At 73.7% G+C, this 20,983-nt stretch carries 20 protein-coding genes and 1 pseudogene; 5 read left to right on the forward strand and 16 right to left on the reverse strand.

Annotation, left to right across the window (positions count from 1 at the left end; all coding sequences use genetic code 11):
* Positions 1-126 precede the first annotated feature (126 nt).
* The 11 genes from F1721_RS31560 to F1721_RS31610 all read right to left on the reverse strand — a co-directional run bounded on the left by F1721_RS31560 (position 127) and on the right by F1721_RS31610 (position 13,000).
* Complete coding sequence (locus tag F1721_RS31560; protein WP_150070493.1) at positions 127-2,385, reverse strand: translocation/assembly module TamB domain-containing protein; 2,259 nt, start codon at positions 2,383-2,385, stop codon at positions 127-129.
* A gap of 126 nt (positions 2,386-2,511) precedes the next feature.
* Positions 2,512-3,546 carry a hypothetical protein gene (locus F1721_RS31565; RefSeq protein ID WP_150070494.1) on the reverse strand — a complete coding sequence of 345 codons (1,035 nt, stop codon included), beginning with the start codon at positions 3,544-3,546 and terminating at the stop codon, positions 2,512-2,514.
* Positions 3,543-3,845: a type VII secretion target gene (locus F1721_RS31570; RefSeq protein ID WP_150070495.1), complete on the reverse strand. Its 303-nt coding sequence runs from the start codon at positions 3,843-3,845 to the stop codon at positions 3,543-3,545. Before F1721_RS31570 ends, F1721_RS31565 begins: the two co-directional genes overlap by 4 nt.
* A complete protein-coding gene (locus F1721_RS31575) occupies positions 3,845-4,261 on the reverse strand; it encodes a YbaB/EbfC family nucleoid-associated protein (RefSeq protein ID WP_150070496.1) in 417 nt (138 codons plus the stop codon). The genes F1721_RS31570 and F1721_RS31575 overlap by 1 nt, the downstream gene beginning before the upstream one ends.
* A gap of 29 nt (positions 4,262-4,290) precedes the next feature.
* The gene (locus tag F1721_RS31580; RefSeq protein ID WP_150070497.1) at positions 4,291-5,109 is read right to left on the reverse strand and encodes an ESX secretion-associated protein EspG; all 819 of its coding nucleotides are present in this window, start codon (positions 5,107-5,109) and stop codon (positions 4,291-4,293) included.
* A complete protein-coding gene (locus tag F1721_RS31585; protein WP_150070498.1) occupies positions 5,106-5,453 on the reverse strand; it encodes a hypothetical protein in 348 nt (115 codons plus the stop codon). The genes F1721_RS31580 and F1721_RS31585 overlap by 4 nt, the downstream gene beginning before the upstream one ends.
* 14 nt (positions 5,454-5,467) lie before the next feature.
* On the reverse strand, positions 5,468-6,586 hold the full coding sequence (locus F1721_RS31590; RefSeq protein WP_150070499.1) for a hypothetical protein: 1,119 nt from the start codon (positions 6,584-6,586) through the stop codon (positions 5,468-5,470).
* Positions 6,587-6,898: 312 nt separating this feature from the next.
* Entirely contained in the window at positions 6,899-9,421 is a 2,523-nt protein-coding gene (locus F1721_RS31595) for a helix-turn-helix transcriptional regulator (protein ID WP_150070500.1), read from the reverse strand.
* Between the two features lie 193 nt (positions 9,422-9,614).
* Positions 9,615-10,493, reverse strand: a complete 879-nt coding sequence (locus F1721_RS31600; protein WP_150070501.1) for a S1 family peptidase — start codon at positions 10,491-10,493, stop codon at positions 9,615-9,617.
* A gap of 228 nt (positions 10,494-10,721) precedes the next feature.
* On the reverse strand, positions 10,722-12,047 hold the full coding sequence (locus F1721_RS31605) for a pyroglutamyl peptidase (RefSeq protein ID WP_246155424.1): 1,326 nt from the start codon (positions 12,045-12,047) through the stop codon (positions 10,722-10,724).
* A 206-nt stretch (positions 12,048-12,253) separates the two neighbouring features.
* Positions 12,254-13,000 (reverse strand): alkaline phosphatase D family protein, encoded by a 747-nt coding sequence (locus F1721_RS31610; protein WP_150070502.1) that lies wholly within the window; start codon positions 12,998-13,000, stop codon positions 12,254-12,256.
* Between the two features lie 83 nt (positions 13,001-13,083).
* Between F1721_RS31610 and F1721_RS31615 the strand changes: the two genes are divergently transcribed.
* Positions 13,084-13,518 carry a GNAT family N-acetyltransferase gene (locus tag F1721_RS31615; protein ID WP_150070503.1) on the forward strand — a complete coding sequence of 145 codons (435 nt, stop codon included), beginning with the start codon at positions 13,084-13,086 and terminating at the stop codon, positions 13,516-13,518.
* A gap of 3 nt (positions 13,519-13,521) precedes the next feature.
* Here F1721_RS31615 and F1721_RS31620 read toward each other — a convergent pair whose 3' ends face one another.
* Entirely contained in the window at positions 13,522-14,541 is a 1,020-nt protein-coding gene (locus tag F1721_RS31620) for a LacI family DNA-binding transcriptional regulator (protein WP_150070504.1), read from the reverse strand.
* 172 nt (positions 14,542-14,713) lie between these two features.
* Here F1721_RS31620 and F1721_RS31625 point away from each other — a divergent pair, with 172 nt between their 5' ends.
* The 3 genes and pseudogenes from F1721_RS31625 to F1721_RS35460 all read left to right on the forward strand — a co-directional run bounded on the left by F1721_RS31625 (position 14,714) and on the right by F1721_RS35460 (position 16,733).
* A complete protein-coding gene (locus F1721_RS31625; RefSeq protein WP_246155425.1) occupies positions 14,714-15,286 on the forward strand; it encodes a cysteine dioxygenase in 573 nt (190 codons plus the stop codon).
* 18 nt (positions 15,287-15,304) lie between these two features.
* A pseudogene (locus F1721_RS31630) lies at positions 15,305-16,303 on the forward strand (aromatic amino acid ammonia-lyase); the annotation flags it as partial.
* A gap of 82 nt (positions 16,304-16,385) precedes the next feature.
* Positions 16,386-16,733 carry an aromatic amino acid lyase gene (locus F1721_RS35460; protein ID WP_281288833.1) on the forward strand — a complete coding sequence of 116 codons (348 nt, stop codon included), beginning with the start codon at positions 16,386-16,388 and terminating at the stop codon, positions 16,731-16,733.
* On the opposite strand, the gene F1721_RS31635 is transcribed toward F1721_RS35460, so the two are convergent.
* Together F1721_RS31635 and F1721_RS31640 are read right to left on the reverse strand one after the other, a co-directional pair.
* The gene (locus F1721_RS31635; protein ID WP_150070505.1) at positions 16,726-17,787 is read right to left on the reverse strand and encodes a hypothetical protein; all 1,062 of its coding nucleotides are present in this window, start codon (positions 17,785-17,787) and stop codon (positions 16,726-16,728) included. The genes F1721_RS35460 and F1721_RS31635 overlap by 8 nt on opposite strands.
* 197 nt (positions 17,788-17,984) lie before the next feature.
* Positions 17,985-18,245, reverse strand: a complete 261-nt coding sequence (locus F1721_RS31640) for a GlsB/YeaQ/YmgE family stress response membrane protein (protein WP_150070506.1) — start codon at positions 18,243-18,245, stop codon at positions 17,985-17,987.
* 235 nt (positions 18,246-18,480) lie between these two features.
* Here F1721_RS31640 and F1721_RS31645 point away from each other — a divergent pair, with 235 nt between their 5' ends.
* On the forward strand, positions 18,481-18,885 hold the full coding sequence (locus F1721_RS31645) for a DUF6292 family protein (protein ID WP_150070507.1): 405 nt from the start codon (positions 18,481-18,483) through the stop codon (positions 18,883-18,885).
* Positions 18,886-18,895: 10 nt separating this feature from the next.
* Here the strand turns inward: F1721_RS31645 and F1721_RS31650 are convergent, their stop codons facing one another.
* Both F1721_RS31650 and F1721_RS31655 read right to left on the reverse strand, forming a co-directional pair.
* A complete protein-coding gene (locus tag F1721_RS31650; RefSeq protein WP_246155426.1) occupies positions 18,896-19,990 on the reverse strand; it encodes an AI-2E family transporter in 1,095 nt (364 codons plus the stop codon).
* A 60-nt stretch (positions 19,991-20,050) separates the two neighbouring features.
* Positions 20,051-20,944 (reverse strand): class I SAM-dependent methyltransferase, encoded by an 894-nt coding sequence (locus F1721_RS31655; protein WP_150070509.1) that lies wholly within the window; start codon positions 20,942-20,944, stop codon positions 20,051-20,053.
* Positions 20,945-20,983 lie beyond the last annotated feature (39 nt).

Consider the following 20,983-nt stretch of genomic DNA (forward strand, 5'->3'; position numbering starts at 1 on the left):
GGGGCTCCTTCGCGCAAGCGGGCAACTGCGGGTGCGCAGACGCTAGCGGGCCGACCTTTCGAGAACCTGTCGCCCACGCTGCGCCCGGGCTAGCGGACCGTGACGACCGCGAACCCGGATCGCCGGTCAGCGTTCGCGGTGGAGGGCGCGGCTGATGCCCGCGGCGACCGTGGTGGCGAGGGTCCAGCCCGCGGCCACCAGGGCCACCGTGACCCACTGGGAGACGCCGCGGGCCTGCCACATGTCGTCGTGGCCGAGGCTCACCACCGGCAGCATCTGGTCCAACGTGTACAGCAGCGGGTTCCACACCGGGCGGTCCTGCTCGTTGACCGGGATCAGCGGGTGGAAGCTGAACCAGGCGGTGCCCACCACCGCGAACGCGACCAGCCACCCCACCGCCCGCATCGGCCGGTACCCGTAGCCGACGGTGGCCCGCTGCAGCCAGCTCCACAGCTGGACCGGCCAGCGCAGCCCGGGGCGCGCGGTGCGGGCGATCGCCGCGTAGCGGTGCCGCTGCTTCTCGATCAGCACCGAGACCGCGTGCTCCTCCAGCCCGTTGCTGCGGAAGACCTCGGCGAGCTGGTCGTAGGGGCCCGGCTGGTAGGCGCCGTCGGCGGTGGCGCGCAGCCAGCCCAGGCGCTGGCGCACCCGCTGCTGGTCGTCGAGCTCGAAGGGCTCCGCGAAGTTCTGGTAGGAGAAGTCCTCGCAGTCCACCCCGCGGCTGGACTCCCACACCGCCGAGTTGTCGGCGAGCAGCTCGCACTGCGCCTGCCGCAACGTGACCCGGCCGCGCGGCGGGGTCCGCGGCAGCAGAGTGAGCTCCTGGGTCTGCACCCCGGAGGCGTTGAACGCGGTCCGCGACGCACCATCGCCGAGCTCGCAGCCCGAGAAGTTGACGTGCCGCCCGATCTGCGACCACCGAAGCTGCACGGTCCCCTCGGCGAGGAACGCCTGCTCGCCCTCCGCGCAGATCAGGTCGCGCTCGATGCGCGCCGCGCGCAGGTCCAGCGACGGCTTGTAGGTGTTGCGGTGGTGGTGCCAGGCGGGCTTGGTCAGCTGCGCGCCGCGCAGGTCGATGTTCGCGCCGATCTGCGCGCCCGGCAGCTGCAGCGAGCCGACGACCTCGGCGGCCCGGAGCTCCAGGTTGCTGCCCACCGAGAGCCTGCTGCCCACCAGGACGTCGGTGCGCGGCCCGGTCAGCTGCGCCCGGGTGAGCTGGATGCTGCCGCCGACCTGGACGTCGGTCATCCGCCACTGCCCGCGCACCGCGACGGCCCCCGCGTCGAGGTTGCCGGACACCCGCGCCCCGTCCAGGTTCACCGCGCGCACCGGCTGCAGCACCGACTCGGCGGGGGAGCGCAGCCAGCCCACGTCCACGGCGGCCCCGGCCATCCGCAGGTTTCCGCCCACGACGGCGCTGACCAGGCGCAGCGTGCCGCCGCTGCGGAAGTCCTGGTCGAGCTGCACGTCCCCGCGGATCTCGCAGCGGTCGGCGATCAGCGACGCGGTGGGGTCGTCGTGGTCGGAGTCGCCGCGCCGCGGCGGTCGGGCACCGGGTTCCAGCACGGCGTCCCGCAATCGCAGGTCGCCGGAGATCTGCGCGCTGGGCAGGCGCAGCGTGCCAGCGGCGGTGAACGCCCGGCCGGTCGCCGGGTCGACGTCCAGCCGCAGCGAGCCGCCGATGCGGATGCCGGTGGCGTTGATCGCGTTCCGGCCGCGGTTGCGCAGCGCACCGCCGGACAGCGTCAGGTTGCCGCCGATCTTGGCGCCGGGGATGCGGATCTCACCGGCGGTCCGCAACCGGATCCCGAGCAGCGCGCCGGAGACCGCCAGGCGGTCGGCGTAGACGCAGCGCTGCCCGGGATTGCGCAGTTCGCTGTCGTTGAGCAGCAGCGAGCCGCCGAGGTCGGCGTCGGCCAGGTCGAGGATGCCGCCGACGCTGGCGCAGTCGCGCAGCACCACGTCGTTGCCGACCGCGAGGTTGCGCGCGTGCAGGCCCGGGAACCGGCAGCTCCACAGCACCAGCCCGGCCAGCCTGGCCTGCCGCAGGTCGGGCGCGTTCTCGAAGCGGCAGCCGACGAACTCCAGCAGGTGGGGGAGATCCACGTTGCGCAGGTCCAGCTGCCCGGTGATCGAGGCGTGCTCCACGACGATCACCAGCGGCTGCGCGCCGCGCCGGGCGAACAGCCGCCCGCCCTCCTCCAGCGACTCGATCAGCCGGGACGCGAGGTACTCGCCGCGGATCTCCTGCTCGGCACCGGGAACGCCCGCGGGCTGCACCTGGTCGGCGGTCGACTCCGCCGTCCTGCCCTGCGCCAGCAGCTCGTCGAACCGGCGCTCGGCGTCGGTCAGCGGTTCTGCGGTGTTCCTCGCCCAGCCAGTCAATGTTCGTCCCGTCGACCACGAACCCACCGCACCCACCGTAGTGGACCGGCGACCCGGCGGAGGCGCGTTTCACCCGGCACGCGCAACGACGTGCCGCCGCCGGGGCGGTGGCACGTCGTTGCGGGATCAGGCGCGGCCGGGCGGATCCGCCGGCTCGTCGGACCAGGACGGCGGCGTGATGGTCGCCGTGAACGTGATGCCCGGCGCCGACGGGGTGCTGTCCTCGCCGGACACCGGGATGCTGCCGGACATCGAGGTGTTGCCAGCCGTCGGCAGCGCGCTCGACGCCGGTGTCCTTCCCGAGGCGGGGAACGTGCTCGATGTTGCTGTGCTGCCCGAGGTGGGCAGCGAGCCCGACGTCGGCGTGGTGCCCGAGGTCGGCCCGGTGCTCGACGTTCCGGTCGACTGCTGCACCAGCTCGCTGATCGCGGAGATCGAGTCGGTGAGGGCGCTGACCGCCTTCGTCGTCGTCGCCACGTGCTGCATCAGGTTCTGGGCGCTGGAGAGCAGCTGCTGCATGACCGCCACGATCCGCCCGCCGTACTCGGCCGCGACCTGCACCGCCTGCGGGATCGCAGCCGCCACGCTGGCGCCGAAGGTCGCCGCCGCGGCGGCCATCGCCTGGTTGAGGATCATGATGATCTTGCCGGTGGCTTCGGAGACCAGCGCCGTGACCTCCTGCAGCGCCTTCGCGGCTGCTTCGCCCGCGCCGGTCGCCGCTTCGGCCAGCGCCACGCTCGCGTCGCCGAGCCCGGCGATGCCGTCCACCAGCTCCGCCCCGGTCTTGAGGTACCCGGCCGCGGCCTCGCCGGACCACCCGCTGGTCTCCGGGCCGACCGACCGCTGGTAGGAGTCGGCGATCGCGGAGACGTTGCGCCCGGTGTCCTGGAAGCCCTGCGAACCGGCGGAGATCGTGCTGGGGTCGCCCGCCAGCTGCTGCAGCGGTTCGTCGAGGAACGACACCGACGCGGTGATGAAGCCGAACCCGGAGTCCGACAGCGCCGACAGCGGGCTGCTCGGCTCGCCGGGGGAGGCCGCCCCGGGGTTGCCGCCGCTGAGGCCGCCAGCCAGCCAGCCGCGGTCGCGGACCGCCGCGATCGTCGACTTCAGCTGTTCGAGCTCCTCCGGTCGCGTCGCGCCGATCGTGATCTGCACCGTCATCGCGAGTCCTCCCGGAGCAGCCGCACCGCGTTGTCGTCGTCGGTGCGCTCGTAGTCCTCGGCGGTTTGCACCAGCGCCGAGCTGACCGCCTCCACCGCGGACGAGGCCTGGGCGATGGCCTGCCCGGTCTGGGCCATGGCCGAGCCGAGCCCGGCGGTGAGGAACTGCAGGAACGTGCCGAGCGAGTTCTCCGCCGGGCCCTCCGGCACCGCACCGGCCGCGTCGGAGAGCCCGCTGGCGAGTCCGCCGACGGTGCTGGCGTGCGCCCGGATCTGGGCGGGATCGACCTGCAGGTCCATCAGACGATCACCACCGGGTTGGCGAAGTAGTCGTCGTCATCGTCGTCGGCCCGGCGGGGACCGGTCGCGACCCCGGCGGCGGGCGGCATGTTCTCCTTGACGAAGTCCAGCGCCGGGCCGTCGCCGACGTACTCGGTCATGATCTCCACGACCTGCGCCCCGACGGTGCGCTGCGCTTCCTGCGCGGTCGCCAGGATGAGCTGCGCCAGCTGCTCGGCCTCCATCGCCCGGGCCGCGGGCGTGAGCCGGATGTCCTCCATCGCGCCGCTGGGTCCGACCTGGACGGTGATCTCCCCGCGCGGCGAGGTCGCCGTCCCGCTCATCTGGCGCAGGCTCTCGGTCGCGGCCTTGGCGTCCGCCGCGGCCCGCGCGAGCCGCTCGTCGTACCCGGCCAGCCACTGCGCTGCTGATTCCACCTGATAATCCTCCGAAGTGTCCGCGCCGCTCACCGCGGCTCGCGGGCGATCCTGGCCAGGTCCTCGACCGCGAACCGCACGTCGTTCTGCCGCATCGGGTTGATGCTCACCCAGCCGTGCTTGGCCGGGACCACCCGCACCCGCCCGCGCGGACCGTCCAACCAGGACAGCTCGGTCCCGGCCCGGGTGCTCCCGCCTCCGTCGCGCCGGGTCGCCCCGACCTGCCCGCGCCCGGTCAGCACCGGCAGCAGCCCGGCGAGCTGGTCCAGCGCGCCCGGGTCGCCGCCGCAGTCGCGGACCAGCTCGCGCAGCCGCTGCTCCTTCTCCCGGTCGTCCTCGATCTCGCCGACCAGCTGGGCAGCGGTGGCCACCGCGCGCTCGGGCAGCGTGATCGGCATCGTCCGGGCCGGTGGCACGTCGGGCACCAGGGCGAGCAGCTCGTCGGTGAGCGAGTCCGCCGGGACCCGGTGGATCCGCACCGGCTGCGCCGGATCGCCGTCCAGCGGCTGCACGCAGATCAGCGCCCACGACCGGTAGACGACGGCCACCACCGCCGTCGCCCCCGATTCGCCGACCAGCACCAGGTCGACCGTCCCGCGGTGCTGGCGCAGGGCGGTGACCAGCTCCGCGGCGGCCCCGGCCGGTCCGTCCTCGTCGGCGAACCCGCGCAGCCGGAGCGTGTGCCCGGCAGTGGCCAGCAGCACCTCGCGCTCCCCGGCGATGCGGCCGAAGGACGGCACGCGCAGCGGGAACGGCATCGGCACCCCGGCGTGCGTGGCCAGCAGGTCCAGCTCGACCTGTCCGAAGTGGATGGGCGCGGGGGTGCGCCGCGCCGCCGCCGCGGTCATGCCCGGTCCCCGCCGGTGTTGCGCAACGCCTGCGCGGCGTCGTCGTCGGTGGCCAGGTAGCCGGTGACGGTTTCGCCCAGCGCGGTGCGGAAGTTGTTCAGCTCGGTGTCGGCCGCGCTGATCTCGCCGCTGAGCCCGGACCGGCCCCCGGCCTCGCGCAGCCGCATCGCCAGGTGGATCGCCGGTGGCGCGGTGCCCAGCTGCGGCAGCCGCTCGGCCAGCCGACCGGCCGAACCGGCCAGCCCGGTGGTGCGCTCGCGGAGCCCGGAGAGCGCTTCGACCTGCGCGGAAAGTCCCTGCGGGGCGACCTGGTAGCCGTGCCCCGCCGCTGCTTCGGAAGTCAACGTTCGCTCCTGTGTCAGCCGATGACCGGGGCGCTGGCCGGTCGGTCGTCGTCGAAGAGTTTCTGGTCGATGGTGGGCAGGCGGTTCTCGTGCACCTGCTCGTCGTCCTCCTGGCCGCGCCGCGCCCCGGCCCCGGGCATCATGCCGCCGCTGCCCGCGCCGCGTCCGGCAAGTGCGCCGAGGCCACCGGAGCGCGCCAGAGCCGCGTCCAGCGCGCCGACGCCGCTGCGCGGTCCGGCCCCCAGCTGGTCCGCGCCGACCAAGCGGCCCCAGGGCACGCCACCGCTGCCGCTGCCGCCCGCACCTCCGCCGAAACCGGCGGCGACGGTCGACGCGGGCGAGTTGAACGCGGCGGCTTCGGTGGAGCCGGGAGGCGCGATCGCCTGGCTGCTGTTGCGCAGGCTCGCCTCGTACTGCTGCATGACGTGCACCGCCTCGGCCTTCTTCTGCGCGGCGGCGACGTTGGACAGGAACAGGCTGCCGCCGCCCGCGGCCACCGCGCCGATGGCGGCGCCCATCGCGGCACCGGGGCCAGCGCCGACACCACCGGCACCCGCACCGACGATCCCGCCGATGACCGCACCGGCTCCGGCTCCGGCGACCGCGCTGGACAGCGCCGCCCCGGTCGGGTCGCCCGGCGGCGGGGGCATCGTGTTGCGCGCCACCGCGAGCGCGTCGCCCGCCTCCTGGGTCGCGCCCTGCACGGTGCTCGCGCGGTCGCTGATCCCGGAGGTGCGCTCGCCGAGCTCGCCGAGCTGGGTCGAGGCCAGCCCGGCGGACTCGCTGCTCCAGTTCGCCTGCATGGCGGTGCGCTGCTGCCGCATGGATTCCGCGTGGTCGGCCAGCTCGGTGCTGTGCTGCCCCCACTCGGCGGCCATCGAGCTGACCTCGCCGACGTCGGCGTGCTGCCACAGCATCTGGTAGAGCTCTTCGTGCGAGTAGGCGTTCCAGTTGGTGCCGTCGGGCGGGATCGGCGATCCGAAGTAGCCCTCCCAGACGTTGCGCAGGGCGTCCACGACCGGCACCATCAGCGCTCCGGCGGGACCGGCCTGCGCCAGCGCGGAGGTGGCGGCAGCGGCCAGGTCCTGCACCCCGGCCGATGCCGTGTCGATCAGGTTCGCTTCGTCGCTCATCTGCGGTTTTCTGCCTCCCAGAGCGGCGCACCCCCGAGATGCGCCGACCAACGAGTTGTGCGGGGGCGCGGTGCTGCGGGCCGGAGGGCCCGGCAGGTGCCCGCTTCCCCCAGGAGCGGACACCCGCCCAAGATCACCAGAACAGCGGTCGCGAATCATCCGCAACATTGCTGATGTTTCGGTGAAACCGCGCTGACCTGCGAAGATCGAAATCGGCGACGGGATGAAACGGGCGAAACGCCGCCCTTGCGGACGGCTGATCGAGTGGCGAGGTCATCGCCCTACGTATGACGGGCCGCTGTCGGAGCCCGCTCAGGTGCGGCGGTCGAAGCCGAGGACGATCTCGACGCGGGAGGCGTAGCCGAGCTTGGCGAGGATCTTCGACACGTGGGAGTCGACCGTGCGGACCGACACGATCAGCCGCTCGGCGACCTCCCGGTTGGTCAGGCCCTGCGCGACCAGTTCGGCGACGCGGTGCTCGGCCGCGGTGAGGCTGTCCCAGCCGTGCTTGGGCCTGCGGCGTGGTCCGGTCGCTCCGCGGCGGACGCCGAAGGCGCGCAGCTCGGCGTCGGCGCGCTGGATCTCGCCGGTGGCGGTCAGCGCCGTATAGCGCTCGATCGCGGTCCGGTAGGCGGCTCGGGCGTCGGCCGACCTGCCGGAAGCGGCGAGCACCTTCGCCGCGTCCTCCGCCGCCCTGGCGGCGATGATCCGGAGACCGTCCTCGGCGAACTCCTGGGCCGCGGCCAGCAGCACGTCGACGTCGCTGTCGATCAGGCCCTGGCAGTACATGAGGGCGCCGCGTTCGCCGAGCGAGTCCCCGGCGCTGAGCTCCCGCATCTGCGCCACCAGCCGTTCGGCGAGCTCCCGGTCGCCACCGGCCATCGCGATGCGCACCAGCCGGGTGCCGACGGTGGCGACCGCGTGCGAGTGGTGCACGCCCACCTCACCGTTGGCGAGCTTGCGCACGATCTCCAGGGAGCGCTGCGAATCGCCCTCGGCATCGGCGAGGAACGCTTGCGCCAGCGCGGTGATCTGCTCGTAGAACAGGGCGATCCCGCGAGGTGCCACGCCTTCGGCGAGCTCGATGTGCGCGCGGGCGGCGGGCAGGTCGCCGCGGTGCACCAGGATCGTGGCCGCGATGCCGTGCAGCGGGCCCTCGAAGCTGTGCAGGTCGGGCAGCTCGGTGGCGGCCTCGATTTCGCCGAGGGCCTCGTCCCAGCGCCCGTTGTTGAACAGGGCCAGCGCCGCGATGGTGTGCAACCAGACCACGATGCCCACCCCCAGCTCGCGGGCGAGCGGCCGGGCCTGCTCGACGGTGTCCAGCGCGGCCGGATCGTGGCGCAGGTCCTGGACGACCGCGCGCAGCATGCGCGACATGATCCACTGGCCGTTCTCGGCGAACTCGGTCTCCAGCAGCGCGTCGACCCGGTCCAGCTGCTCCAGCGCGCCGGTGAGGTCCCGCAGCACCATTCGGCGGGTGGCGTCGATGTTGAGCAGGCACTGCGCCACGACGGGGTGGGTGGCGCCGTCCGGGTCGACCGCCTGGACCGCGCTCTCCGCCCCGGCCAGGTCGCCGGAGAGCAGGCAGGCGGTGGCGGCGAGCACCGCCAGTCGCGGGGGCAGCTCACCGTGCTCGCGCTCGGCGTCCAGGATCGCGGCCGCTCCGGTGAGGTCCATCTCGCCGATGCGGATCAGGGTGAGCACCGCCCGGAACCGGTGCCGGACCGGTGGTTCCGGGTCTGCGATCAGACCGCCGGTGGCGGTGCGCTGCGCGGCGTCGAGCTGTCCCGACCACAGCTGCGCTTCGGCGAGCGCGGCGCGCAGCGGGTGCAGGCTCGGATCGCCGGGCGAGGGCCGGGAAACCGCGCGCTCCAGCAGGTCCACCACGGCGGGCGTCGGCTTGCCGGACAGCTGCTCGGCGTGTTCGCAGAGCCACGCGGCGGTCCACGGCTCCACCGGCGTGTGCACGAGCTGTTCGGCAACGACTTCCGGAGGCGCGCCCCGGTCGATCAGCGCGCGGGCCGCGGAGCCGCGAAGTCCCGCCGATTTCGCTGCCAGCGCTTGGCGCACCACTGCGTGCCGAAGGCTCACCAGCCCGTGCTCCTCCGCAGCGAGTCCGAGCGCGGCCAGCCGCTCGACACCGGTCAGCACGTCCACCGGGTCTGATCCGGCCGCGGCGGCCAGTTCCTCCACCGAAGCGGGATCGCCGAGAACAGCGGCGAAGCGCAGCAGCGCGGCGTCCTCCCCGGCCAGCTCGGTCACCCACGCGGTCACCGCTGAGGCGCGGTCGTCCGCGGCGAGCAGCGACAGGAGCCGCGGATTGCCGCCCGCGCCCGCGGCGAGCTGCCGCAACGACTCCGGTGGGGGCCCGCCCGCCAGCTCGGCGAGCACGGCGTCGACCGCGCTGCCGTCCAGCGGCGGCAGGTCGTGCGTGGTGGCGAGCCGGTCGAGGCGGGCGAATCGCGCTGGCACTGCGCCGGGATGTCGTCCGGCGACGACCAGCAAGGACCGGCCGTCCAGCTCGTCGGCGAGGTCGTGCAGCGCCAGCACCGTCGCGTCGTCGGCCAGGTGCAGGTCGTCGATGACGACCACACCGGCCTCCGGCCACTCCGGCGTCCCGACGGACAGCGCTGTGCGGCCGTGCGGTGGCAGCACGGCGATCCGCTTCGTCGGCAGCCCGGCGGCCCGCATCTGCGCCAGGTGGGCGTCCAGCAGGGTGGACAGGCCGAGGCCGGGATCGGCGCGCACCACGACGAGGCGGCCGCACCCGTCCTGCGCGGCGGCCGCAGCGTTGGCGAGCAGCCGCAGCGACTCGTCCCGACCGTGAATGCCCACCGCGAGCCCCCAAATCTTGAGACCGGGGCGAGCTTAGAGCAACCGGCCGGTCCGCTTCGGCGGATTGGTGGAACTGGTTCCGAGATCGCAGCAGGGCACGAGGTGTCCACAGAGGATTGGTCTGGTCGCGGGTGCGGGGAAACCCGCAGGTCGACCGGTCCCCGCCCGCGCGCGGACGGGGACCGGAGGTGGATCAGCCGATCACGCTGTCGATCCAGCCGCGGAAGTGCCCGACGCTGGTGTAGATGTCGGGGGACTCGCCGCAGACCGAGCCGACGCCGCGGCTGTCCACGCCGACGACCTGCCAGCCGTCGCCCTCCCGGGCCAGCAGCGGCGAACCCGAGTCGCCGCCGCACGGGCCGCGGACGCCCTCCGGGTTGTCGGTGCAGACGTCGCCGTCGCGGATGCCCCACGAGTCGTCGCCCGCGTCGGCCGCGCACTTCGGCGTGCTGGGCGGGATGATCGCGGTGTCCAGCTGCTGGAGCTGGGTCGGGAGCTTGTTCGGGTCGCCCTTGTCGTCGTTGGAGATGTAGCCCCAACCGATCTGGCGGACCGCGGTGCCCGGCTCGGTGAGCTCGTCGGCCATCGGCGCGGGTGCCTGGTCGCTCGGCGCGTCCAGGCGCATCAGCGCGACGTCGTCGCCCTCGGAGCGATCCGGCAGCGCCTGGTAGTCCGGGTGCACCACGATCTCCCGGATCTTGGCCACGCTGCCGCCGGTGGTGCGGTCGGTGGAACCGATCCGCACGTGGAACATCGCCGGGTCCAGCACGACCGGCTTGCCGTCCGGGCTTTCCTGCGTGACGCAGTGCGCCGCGGTCACGACCCACTCGGGGCTGATCAGCGCGCCGCCGCAGCGGTGGGAGTCCGGGTTCCCGTCGCGCTCGTACTGCAGCGAGGTCATGAACGAGTAGGTCTGGTCGGCGGGGGAACCGCCGATGATGTAGGGCGTCACACCGCCCTCGGGCTGATCGGCGTGCGCCGTGCCGAAGCTGGCGAATGCGCCGACCGCGGCCACCGCCGCCAACGCCGCGGTCCGCTTGCGCGACCGCGGCACCCGTAATTTCTCGACCATTGCTGGTGTCCTCCATCGTCACCTGCCCGAAGATCACGGGCATTGTTGATCAAGGTAGCCGAGACCTCCGACATTCGGAGAGCTCGCCGACCCGGTGAAAGCCGCGAAGCGACAACGGGTTTGGTGGGGAGGAACGCGATTTCGGCTGAACGGACCACCGTTCCGGCGGCTGTTCGGCGGATTCCGGGGCGGGGTGGCGGGCCGGGATCACCACCCCGCCCCGGGGGATCACATCGACGGTGCGGGGACGCGGCCGGTGCGGTCGCGCGGGGTCCTCGCCACGGGGCCGGTGGGGTCGTCCTCCGCCGTGGCCGCGACCGCCACGATCGCCCTGACCTGGGTGACGATGTCCTGCAGGTCGCGGGTGAAGACCGGGTCCACGACCGCGTCGCCGTTGTCCGGGGCGAAGGCGAGCACCGGGGTGTGCACGTGCCCGCCGCGCAGGTCCGCGCCGACCGCGTCGCGCAGCAGGGTCGTGCGGTAGGCGATCTCGTTGGACAGGTAGCTGCCGCCACCGCCCGCGCGCGCCGCCGAGCCCGGGGTCGGGCCGTCCGGGCGCACCACGGGCTCGGTCTGCCCGGCCGGGATCTCGGTCACCTCGGTGTTGTGGAACACCGGGTAGCGGCCGGTCTCGGCGCGCACGATGGCCGCGTAGGCCTGGGTCGTCGGCACGAACTCCGGCGGCGGTTCGACGGTCGGGACGCCCGGCGGGATTTCGGTGACGCCGTCGCGCTGCTCGCCGTTGTTGTCCACCCCGGTGTGCCAGCGGCCGTTCCAGTGCTCGACGTCGAACTGCTCCGGGCGGCCCTGGCTGACGGTGGCGAACACGTCGACCTGGTCGGGCCCGGGCCGCAGGTGCGGCAGGAAGGTCTGCTCGACCATGCCCCGCTCGAAGGGCTTCCACAGCACCGGGAACATCGCCGCCTCGACCTGGACCGGCCCGGACCCGGTGTTGAGCACCGCGCCGTCGAGGGCGAGCGCGGACGCGCCGGAGGGGTTGCTGCGGCGGATGTCGCCGTCCAGCTGGAACGGGTCGAAACCGCTGACCAGCACGCGCTTGATGCCGTCGCCGCGGGGGAAGCGCACGGAGGTCTGCCCGCGCGAGTGGCGCTCCAAGCTCCACAGCAGCTGGTCGCGCTGCTCGTCGGAGAGCTCGAACGACGGCGTCCACCGGCGCAGCGCCGTGGTCATGCCCAACCTCGCCCAGTACAGCGGGCGGTCGTCGAAGGTCGGCAGGTCACCGGTGCCGCGCCCCTGGGCGCGGGCCACCGCGCGGTCCCAGAGCTGGTCGCCGCTGGAGCTGATCAGCCGCTCGGCGGCGGCCAGGTCGCCGACCTCGCACAGCGCCGCCGCGAACGCCGGGGCGACGTCGGCGAACCCGCCCCTGGCCAGCAGTTCCTGCGGCACGGGCCCGGGGAGCCGTTGCTCCTCGACGGTCAGCGGGCGGGTCGGATCGGCGCAATCGGGAGCTGCCTGCGCCGGGACTGGGGCGAGCAGCGCGAGGCTTGCCGAGGCGATCGCGCAGGCGATGCTGCGGCGGACCGGTGGACGCACGTGAGTCCTCCTTGGTGCGGTGGTGCGAGGACCACATTCGACCGCACCGGACCTGCTCCGGGCCAGCGCTTGACCGCAATTCGTCAGTCCACACCGGACAGCGGATCGAAGCCGTACCGGTTCCCAGTCGAGGACGATGCGGGCGAGTTCGCCCCGGCCCGCGCACACCGGTGGCAGCGGGCGGGAGAGCGGTGTGCATGGCGGGATCAGGCCTTCCTGTGCAGACCGGGGTCCCCGGCCGGGGTGCTGAAGCGGGCGGCGGTCCGGGCCGGGGCGTCCGCGTCCGCCTGGATCCACGGCACGACCTTGAAGTCGGACACCAGCTCGTCCGGGGTGAGCGCGCAGCGCACGTAGCCGCGGCGGCCGTCGTAGAGCTTGACGCACGGGTGCTGCAACCAGTCCTCGGTGTAGTCGTCGGTCGGCGCGCCGTCGCCGTCGGAGGCGATCGAGGTGCAGATCAGCTCGACCCCGACGGTGCGCGAGGCCGGGTCGGCGAAGTCGGCCTTGAGCTCGGCGGCGACGTGCTTGTGGATGTCCCCGGTGAGCACCACCGGGTTGCTGGTGCGCTGCATCGCCTCGATGAGCCGCCGCCGCGCGGCCGGGTAGCCGTCCCACTGGCCAACGCGATCTTCGGTGATCGCGGCGACCGCGACGCCGTTGGCCACGAAGTTCCACGTCGCCGGGGAACCGGACATCCCGCCGTAGAGCCACTCCTCCTGCTCGCGGCCGAGCATCGTGCGCGCCTCGGCGTGCTGCTCGGCGGGGTCGGCGGGAACCGGGTCGCGGTGCTGCCGGGTGTCCAGGACGTTGAACCGCGCCAGCGATCCGACGTCGAAGCGCCGGTGCACCCGGCCGTCCGGGCCTTCCGGCAGCGCGTCCAGCGACAGCGGCAGGTGCTCGTAGAAGGCCCGGTAGGCGGCCGCGCGGCGGTGCCGGAAGTGCGCCGGGGAGATGCTGCAGCGCGACCGGTCCGCGCCGTAGCCGGTGGCCGAAAAATCGGTTGGTACCCGGGCACGTTGTTCCTACGGTTGACGCCGTGGAGCAGAAGGTGATCATCCGGCGGTACCGGCCGGCTGACGAGGAAGCGGTGGTCGACCTGTGGTCGCGCGCCGTCAAGATCGCGCACCCGTTCATCGAGGGGGAGGGCGAGGGCGAGCGGGCTCGCAAGATGCGCGAGGTCTACCTGGTCGAAGCGGACAACTGGGTGGCGGAGGCCTCGGGGCGGGTCGTCGGGCTGCTCGGCCTGCTCGGCGCCGAGATCGGCGGCCTCTTCGTCGCGCCGGAGGCGCAGGGCCGCGGCGTCGGCCGGGCGCTCGTGGAACACGCGGTGAGCCTGCACGGCGAGGTCACGTTGGAGGTCTACGAGCAGAACCTGCGGGCTCGGCGCTTCTACGAGCTGGTCGGCTTCACCGAGCAGGGGCGGCGACCGGACGAGGAGACCGGCCACACCATGATCAGCCTGCGCCGCTAGCGCTCACCGCCGACGGGGGCGGCGGCGCGGTGCGGCGACCGAGCCCCGGACCTTCGGCTCGGGGGCGATCAGCTTGCGGCGGCTGCGGCGGTTCTCGTCGACCGCCTTGAGCACGCGCTGCACCACCGCGTCCACCACCGCCTGCACGTCCCAGCGGTAGGTGGACAGCGCCGGGGTCAGCAGGCGGGACACCGGGTGGTCGTCGTAGCCGAGCACCGACAGGTCGGCGGGGATGGCCAGACCGAGGTCGCGCGCGGCTTCGTAGACGCCGTAGGCCATCGAGTCGGTCAGGCAGAACACCGCGGTCGGCCGGGGTGGTTCGGCCAGCGCCCCGCGCGCCGTCTCGGCCGCCTCGGTGAGGTCGTTCGGGCACGCCACCACGCGCAGGTCCATGCCGAGGTCGCGCGCGACGTCCTCGACGATCTTCTCGGCGGGGCGCTGCCGCAGCAGCCGAGGACCCGGCGTGAGCACCAGCACGTCGCGGTGACCAGCGTCGGCGAGGGTGTTCAGCGCGTGGGTGACGCCCAGGGCGTTGTCGAAGACGACTTCGGCTGCGGTGGGGGCGCCCGGCAACGGGTCGCCGATGGCCACGAGCATGGTGTGCTCGGTGGCGTGCGCCCAGTGCCGGGACGTCGGGTCGACCGGGATCGTGACCAGCGCGTCGACCCGCTGGTCCAGCAGGTTCTTGGTCAGCAGGACTTCCCGCTCCGGATCGGCGGCGGAGTCCATGAACAGCGCGTTGCGGTCCGCGGCGAGGAAGCTGCGGCCCAGCGTGGTGGCGAACTTCTGCTGCCACAGGTCCTCCAGCGAGCTGCACAGCACGCCGATCATGCCGGTGCGGCCGCTGGCCAGCGCGCGGGCGACGGGGTTGGCCTCGTAACCGAGCCGGTCGGCGGCCTCCCGCACGCGCTGCTGGGTCTCCGGGGGCACCTGCAGGCCGCGCAGCGCGTAGGACACCGCAGCGGGGGAGAGCCCCGTTTCCGCGGCGATGTCCTTGATGGTGGGGCGCTTGCGGCGTGGCACCCGAAAAGCCTAAAGGATTGGTTCCGGGCTCGTTCTGCACAGCACCGGACCGGCTTGACCGGGGCATCGGTGATGCGGTTCACTGAAGCCGTTCACTGAAACGCTTCACGAGATGGCGGCGCCGGTCGGCGCGGCGTGCCCGGACCGGGCGCCGCTCCGGGAGGAGGCAACCGTGTTCAGCGAACCGATCGCGGTGCCCGCGCGGCGAATGCTCCCGGTGGCCCGATCTCTCGGCGAGTGGACGATCGACGCGCTCCCCGGCCGCATCCTCACCCCCGACGAGCTGCGCGGTGTGGTCTCGGACCTGGCGCTGCGGCCGGAGCGGTGGGAGCAGCACGTCGCGTTCCGCGACGAGAAGCGGCACTACGCCTCGTTGCACCGCGACGACCACGTCGACGTGTGGTTGCTGTGCTGGACCCCGGTGAACGACACCGGGTGGCACGACCACGACGTCTCCTCGTTCGCGGTCGCGGTGGCCCGGGGCGCGCTGACCGAGCACAACCCGACCGCCGCCGGGCGCAGCGTGCGGACGGAGGTCCCGGCCGGTCACGTGTACGGCTCCGGCCCCGAGCACATCCACCGGCTGACCGGCAGAGCGTCCGAGAGCGTGTCGATCCACGCCTACTCGCCACCGCTGTGGCGGATGGGGCAGTACGCGATGGTCGACGGCGTGCTCCGGCGCATCTCCGTCTCCTACGCCGACGAGCTGCGGCCGGTCGGCGATTTCGCGAACTCCTCGCACTGATCCGGTTCGGGAGGAGCGATGGACGCCGCCCGGACGGTGGTCCTCGGCGACACCGCGCTGTCCACTGCGGACCTCCGGCGCATCGCCGACGGCACGGCGCAGGTCGCGCTCGGCGGCACCGAACGCCTGCGGCGCGGTTGGCTGGCGGCCCGGGAACTGGCGCAGCCGGTGTACGGCCGCACCACCGGTGTCGGGAGCAACTGCGGCGAGCCGGTGCCGGACTCCGCCGAGCACGGGATGCGGCTGCTGCGCAGCCATGCCGGGGCGATCGGGGATCCGGTCCCCGAACGGGAGGTGCGCGCGATGCTGGCGGTGCGGTTGAACCAGGTGCTGCGCGGCGGCTCAGGCCTGCAACCCGCCATCGCCGAGGCGATGGTGACTGCGCTGAACACCGCCGCCCACCCGCAGGTGCACGAGCACGGTTCGGTCGGCACCGGAGACCTCGGGCCGCTGGCCGAGCTCGGCCTCGCCATGGCCGGGGAGGGCCGGTGGAGCGGACCGCCGCCGACCCCGGTCGCCTTCCACCCCGGCGACGCCCTGGCGCTGATCAGCAGCAACGCGCTCACGATCGGCCAAGCCGCCCTGGCCGTGGCCGCGACCTGCACGCTCCTGAACGGCTCAGTGCGCGTTGCCGCTCTGACGCTGAGCGCGGTGGGCGGGTCGACCGAACCGTTCGCGCCGGAAGTGCACCGCAACCGCCCGCACGCCGGATCGATGCGGGTGGCCGCCGACGTGCTCGCGTTGCTGGGCGGCGAGGTGGCCCCGGGACGGTGCATCCAGGACCCGTTCGGGTTGCGCTGCTTCCCCCAGGTGCACGGACCGGCGCTGGAAGCGGCGGCCGACGCCGAGGCGGTGCTGGCCGCGGAGATGAACTCCGCCGCCGAGAACCCGCTGATCACCCCGGACCGGGCGCTCCACCACGGCGGTTTCCACACCGCCCAGCTCGCCCTCGCCCTGGACCGGCTGCGCCTCGCCGTGCTGGCCACCGCGCAGCTGTCCGCGGCCAGGCTCGCCCTGCTCGCCGATCCGGACCGCACGGGGCTCCGCCCCTTCCTCGCCGCGGGCCCGCCGGGGAGTTCGGGGATGATGCTGCTTGGGGATGATGCTGCTGGAGTACGACGCAAGCTCGGCGCTGGCCGAGCTGCGCGCCGCCGCGTTCCCCGTGACGTTGGGTCACGCGGTCCTGTCCAGGGGCGTCGAGGACCACGCGGGCTTCGCCCCCCAAGCAGCGCGGCAGACCAAGCGGGCCACCGACGCCTACCGCCTCGTGCTGGCCTGCGAACTGGTGGCCGCGGTGCGCGCGCACCGGATGCTCGGCACCGAGCTGGCCCCGCCGATCCGGGAGTTCTACGAGCGGGCGCGCCACCGGCTCGACCCGGACCTGCGGGACCGCCCGCTGTCCGGGGACGTCGCGAGCGCCGCGGCCCTGCTCGACGAGCTCACCTGACACCGGCCGGGAGTCGGCTCGTCTGCGCGAGCTGCTCGGAGAGCTCGAGGTTGAGCCGGGCCTCGTCCGCGGTCCGGCGGCCGTGCCCGCACGCGGCGGCGACACCGGCGACCGGCTGCCCGAGCGCGGCTTCGGTGTACCGGAGGGCTCGCGCGGACAGCTCCGGGTGGCGCTCGTCGACGCAGCCCGCGATCACCTCGACACCCCGGGCGAGATCGCGCAGCGGCACGTAGGCCGAGGCGGCCGAGGGCGGCGGTTGGTCGCCGTGGGCCATCGGGATGTGCACGGCCGGAACGGGGTGCCCGACGGTCCGCAGCCGCGCCGCCAGCGAGTTGATCACCAGCACCGCGTGCCGCAGCCCCGCTGGCCGGAACAGCGCGCGGTGCCCGAGATCGCCGTAGCACGGGTGCAGCGTCCACTGCGCGGACCGCGGCGTGGCGGTGATGATCCGGGCCAGCTGGTGCGCGAGCAGCCGCGCGGTCGCCGGGCGCGCCGCGGGCGGCACCCGCTGCAGCGCGTAGAGGACCGCAGGTGATTCCAGCTGGAAGGTCACCTCGGCGCCGTGGCGCTGCGCGATCCGGGTGACCTCGCCGACGATCATCTGCTCGAAAACGGCGTGCACGCGCGGCATCTGCGCCAATCCCACGGTGAAGACCGAGAGGTCCAAAGAGGACGGAACGCTGACCTGCACGGGCGGGGCGGCGCCCAGCTCGCGCCGCGCCCGGACCGCCGCGGCGATCTCGCGCGGGCGCCCCAGCGCGACGTCGTCGACGGTCAGCCGGTGCCCGGTGCGGACCCGGTAGACCGGCATCTCCGCGTAGCAGCTGCCGTCGCCGGGCCTGGCGACCTCGAACGCCGGGACCTCGGCGCGCGACAGCAGGTAGTCGATGATCCAGTTCGGGTCCACGTCGCAGGGCAGCGCCCCGACCTGGGCGGATCCGACGTGGTCGAGCACCCAGCGCATGCCCGACGCGACGTCGGGGGCGACGCTGCGCGGCAGCGAACCGACCAGGTGCACTCGGCGGGTCTCGGAGCGGGGGAACGGGGATGCCATGAGGACCTCCGGGAAGCGTGGGGCCGGACGGGGTCGGCACGGACGGGGCATCGCGCGTTGCTCGGTCGGATCGCGACCGGAGGACTGATCGCGGTTGCCCAAACTCTGGCAGATCCCGCTCAGCGGTGCAGGTTTTCACCTCCCGCGAAGGAGCGACTTGCCCGTTCGGCTGATGGTGTTCGCCCGGTGGGCGCCGATCAGGCGTGGCTGCGGTGGAAGATCAGCCGGTAGATCGCCAGCAGGATCACCGAGCCGACGACGGCCCACACGAAGCTCATCAGGTTGAAGCCGGTGACCCCGCCGCCGGTGACCTGCGAGCCGATCCAGCCGCCGAGGAACCCGCCGACGATGCCCAGCAGGATTGTCACGATGATCCCGCCCGGATCGCGGCCGGGGAGGATGAACTTGGCGATCGCACCGGCGATCAGCCCGAAGAGTATCCAGCTGAGGATCCCCATGGTGGTACTCCCTTCCGTCCGATCGGTGACCCCGTGGCTACCCGTGGTTCCGCCGGCGCATTCCCCGGCCGGGTGCGGCGGTTGCGGGTGGGGCCCGGCGGTGCTGCTGTTGCTGCTGAGGTGCCGACGGCACCGGCAGGTCCACAGCGGACGGTTCACGCCATCGGGACGTCTGCGCCGCGTGCGGCGTGGATACCCGTGGGGTGCGATGTCCGAAGACCGAGGGGGGACGGCGATGGACACGAGGAGCCCGGCGGCCAGCGGCCTGGTCGACTACATCCGCTCCGTGGCGGACGCGCTGGGGGACGACGTGGCGGAGGTGGACGTCGACTTCGACGACGGGCTGGCCACCGCGATCATCCTGGTGCGCTCGCACGTGCCGACGCTGCTGGAGCTCCCGCTGCTGCTGACCTGGGACGAGGTCAGCGGCTGGGCGCTGCGGGTGGAGACCGACGGCACCGGCGACACCACCGCGCTGCAGTTCCTGGGCGGCGACATCCTGCCTGGCGCGGAGGTGGTGCGGGACTTCCTGGGCGAGGCGGTCCGCGGCGGCAGCCCGGGCCTGATGCTGCCCCCGGCGTTCCGCATGCCGAACGCCGGCGACGAGCTGGAGCACCGGCTGGCGCAGTTCCGGGCCTGACCCGCGGCCGTCACGGGTGCTGCCCGTTCGGGCTGCTGCCCGGCGGGGGGCGCGAATCGGCCACCAGCGACCGCACGACGGTGTTCGCCGTGGCCACCAGCGGCACGGCCAGGACGGCTCCGCCCACCCCGGCGGCGGTGAAGCCCGAAGCCACGCTGAGCACCACGGCGAGCGGGTGCAGCCGCACGGCGTGCCCGAGCAGCAGCGGCTGCAGCACGTGGCCCTCCAGCTGCATCACGCACACCACCACGGCCAGCAGGATCAGCGCCGTGACGAACCCGTTGGCGGCCAGCGCCACCAGCACCGCCAGCCCGCCGGTGACCACCGCGCCGACGTAGGGCACGAAGGCGCCGAGGAAGATCACCACGGCCAGCACGAACGGCAGCGGAACGCCGAGCGCGACGGCCCCGATGCCGATCAGCGCCGCATCGGTGAACGCCACCGCCGCCGTCGCCCGCACGTAGGCCACCAGCGTCGCGAAGCCGCGCTTGCCGGCGACGTGCACGCGGTCGCGCGCAGCTCCCGGCACCGTCACGCGGACCACGAACGACCAGATCCGGCCGCCGTCGCGGAGGAAGAAGAACAGCGTGAACAACCCGAGCAGCACCCCGGCCAGGAACCGCAGCAGCGTGCCGGTGGTGGCCAGCGCGGTCGTCGGCAGCCCGGTCTGGTCGATCCGCAGCGCCTGCGTGAGCTGCCGGAACACCTCGTTGAGCTGGTGCTGGTCCAGCCGCAGCGGGCCGCGGAGGAGCCAGCTGCGGATCTGCTCGAAGCTGGCGAGGAGCTGCTCGGTGAGCCCGGACAGCCCGGCCACCAGCGTGTTGATCACGACCGTCAGCACCGCGCCGAGCGCGCAGAGCCCGCCGACGAGCACGAGCGCGGCGGCCAGCGTGCGGTGCACCCCTCTGCGCACCAGCCAGTTCACCGCCGGGGTCATCAGCGCGGCGAGCAGGGCGGCCACCGCGACCGCCATGACCTCGCCGTAGAGCGCGTCGAAGACCTGCCACGCGACCCACAGCACGGCGACCAGCACGAGCAGCCGCCAGCCCACCGCGGCCGCGACGCGCAGACCGCGGGGAACCCCGTCAGCGCCGGAAGCACCCACAGCTGGTGGTTGGCCCGCAGCGCTGATCACCAAACGCGGGGTCCACTGTGGCCGGTCCGGTCAGCTCCGCCCGGGCAGCTGGAAGTGCCAGATCATCGTCGCGGGCATCCCCGCGCTGGCCGCGGCGGTCGCCTCGGGGACCATCGCGGCCAGCGACCACGGCCAGCAGTCCCACGGCCCCGGTTCGGCCGGAGCCGGGCCGGGCGGGACGGGGTTCGCGGGCAGGGGCGGCTCGTCGTAGTGGCGCAGCTGCAGGCCCAGCGGCAGCGCGGTGCGCAGGTAGTCGCCGAGCTCGTGGCGGTGGCTGACCAGCCGACCCGGTCGGCCGTCCGCGTCGCGCACCGGCGGGATCGAACCGAACATCACCCGCCCGGGATGCATGTCGGAGATGACCAGGTGCCCGCCGGGGCGCAGCACCCGGGCGAACTCGGCGAAAACCGGCTCCAACGACGGCACGTGCGTCAGCGCCAGCGCGCAGACCACCAGGTCCGCCGCGGCGTCGCCGACCGGCATCCCGGTGAGCTCGCCGACCGCGAACTCACCCGCGGGCACGCGCTCGCGCGCCCGCGCGAGCATCTCCGGCGAGCTGTCCACGCCGATCACCCGGTGGCCGCGCCCGGCCAGGATCTCGGCGAACCGCCCGGTCCCGCACGCGGCGTCCACCGCCACCCCGGTCGGCAGCCCGTCGAGGATCTCGCCGACCACCGGTTCGTCGAAGTCGAACGCCGAGTTGCGGCCGTCGTCGTAGGTCCGCGACCAGGCCCGGTAGCCGGTCACCGGGTCGACCCGCTCGACCTCCACCGCGGCGTCGGCCAGCGACTCGTCGTCGAGCAGGCGGCGGACCTCGGCGATCCGCGCGGTCACGAATTCCCGGTCGTGCTCCCCGGTGAAGCTGCGCAGCAGCGCCACGCCCTCGAGCCCGAGCAGGTAGGCCAACGGGTGCTCGTAGATCACCGGCCGGAGGCTAGTGGGCGACGCTGCGGCCGGGCCACC

Source organism: Saccharopolyspora hirsuta, assembly GCF_008630535.1.
GTDB lineage: Bacteria > Actinomycetota > Actinomycetes > Mycobacteriales > Pseudonocardiaceae > Saccharopolyspora > Saccharopolyspora hirsuta.

What these genes read in the sequence shown, in the direction of transcription:
- F1721_RS31565 (WP_150070494.1), bottom strand. Translation starts at nt 3,546, where the DNA reads ATGACGGTGCAGATCACGATCGGCGCGACGCGACCGGAGGAGCTCGAA.
- F1721_RS31570 (WP_150070495.1), bottom strand. Translation starts at nt 3,845, where the DNA reads ATGGACCTGCAGGTCGATCCCGCCCAGATCCGGGCGCACGCCAGCACC.
- F1721_RS31580 (WP_150070497.1), bottom strand. Translation starts at nt 5,109, where the DNA reads ATGACCGCGGCGGCGGCGCGGCGCACCCCCGCGCCCATCCACTTCGGA.
- F1721_RS31590 (WP_150070499.1), bottom strand. Translation starts at nt 6,586, where the DNA reads ATGAGCGACGAAGCGAACCTGATCGACACGGCATCGGCCGGGGTGCAG.
- F1721_RS31600 (WP_150070501.1), bottom strand. Translation starts at nt 10,493, where the DNA reads ATGGTCGAGAAATTACGGGTGCCGCGGTCGCGCAAGCGGACCGCGGCG.
- F1721_RS35460 (WP_281288833.1), top strand. Translation starts at nt 16,386, where the DNA reads ATGATGCTGCTGGAGTACGACGCAAGCTCGGCGCTGGCCGAGCTGCGC.
- F1721_RS31635 (WP_150070505.1), bottom strand. Translation starts at nt 17,787, where the DNA reads ATGGCATCCCCGTTCCCCCGCTCCGAGACCCGCCGAGTGCACCTGGTC.
- F1721_RS31640 (WP_150070506.1), bottom strand. Translation starts at nt 18,245, where the DNA reads ATGGGGATCCTCAGCTGGATACTCTTCGGGCTGATCGCCGGTGCGATC.
- F1721_RS31645 (WP_150070507.1), top strand. Translation starts at nt 18,481, where the DNA reads ATGGACACGAGGAGCCCGGCGGCCAGCGGCCTGGTCGACTACATCCGC.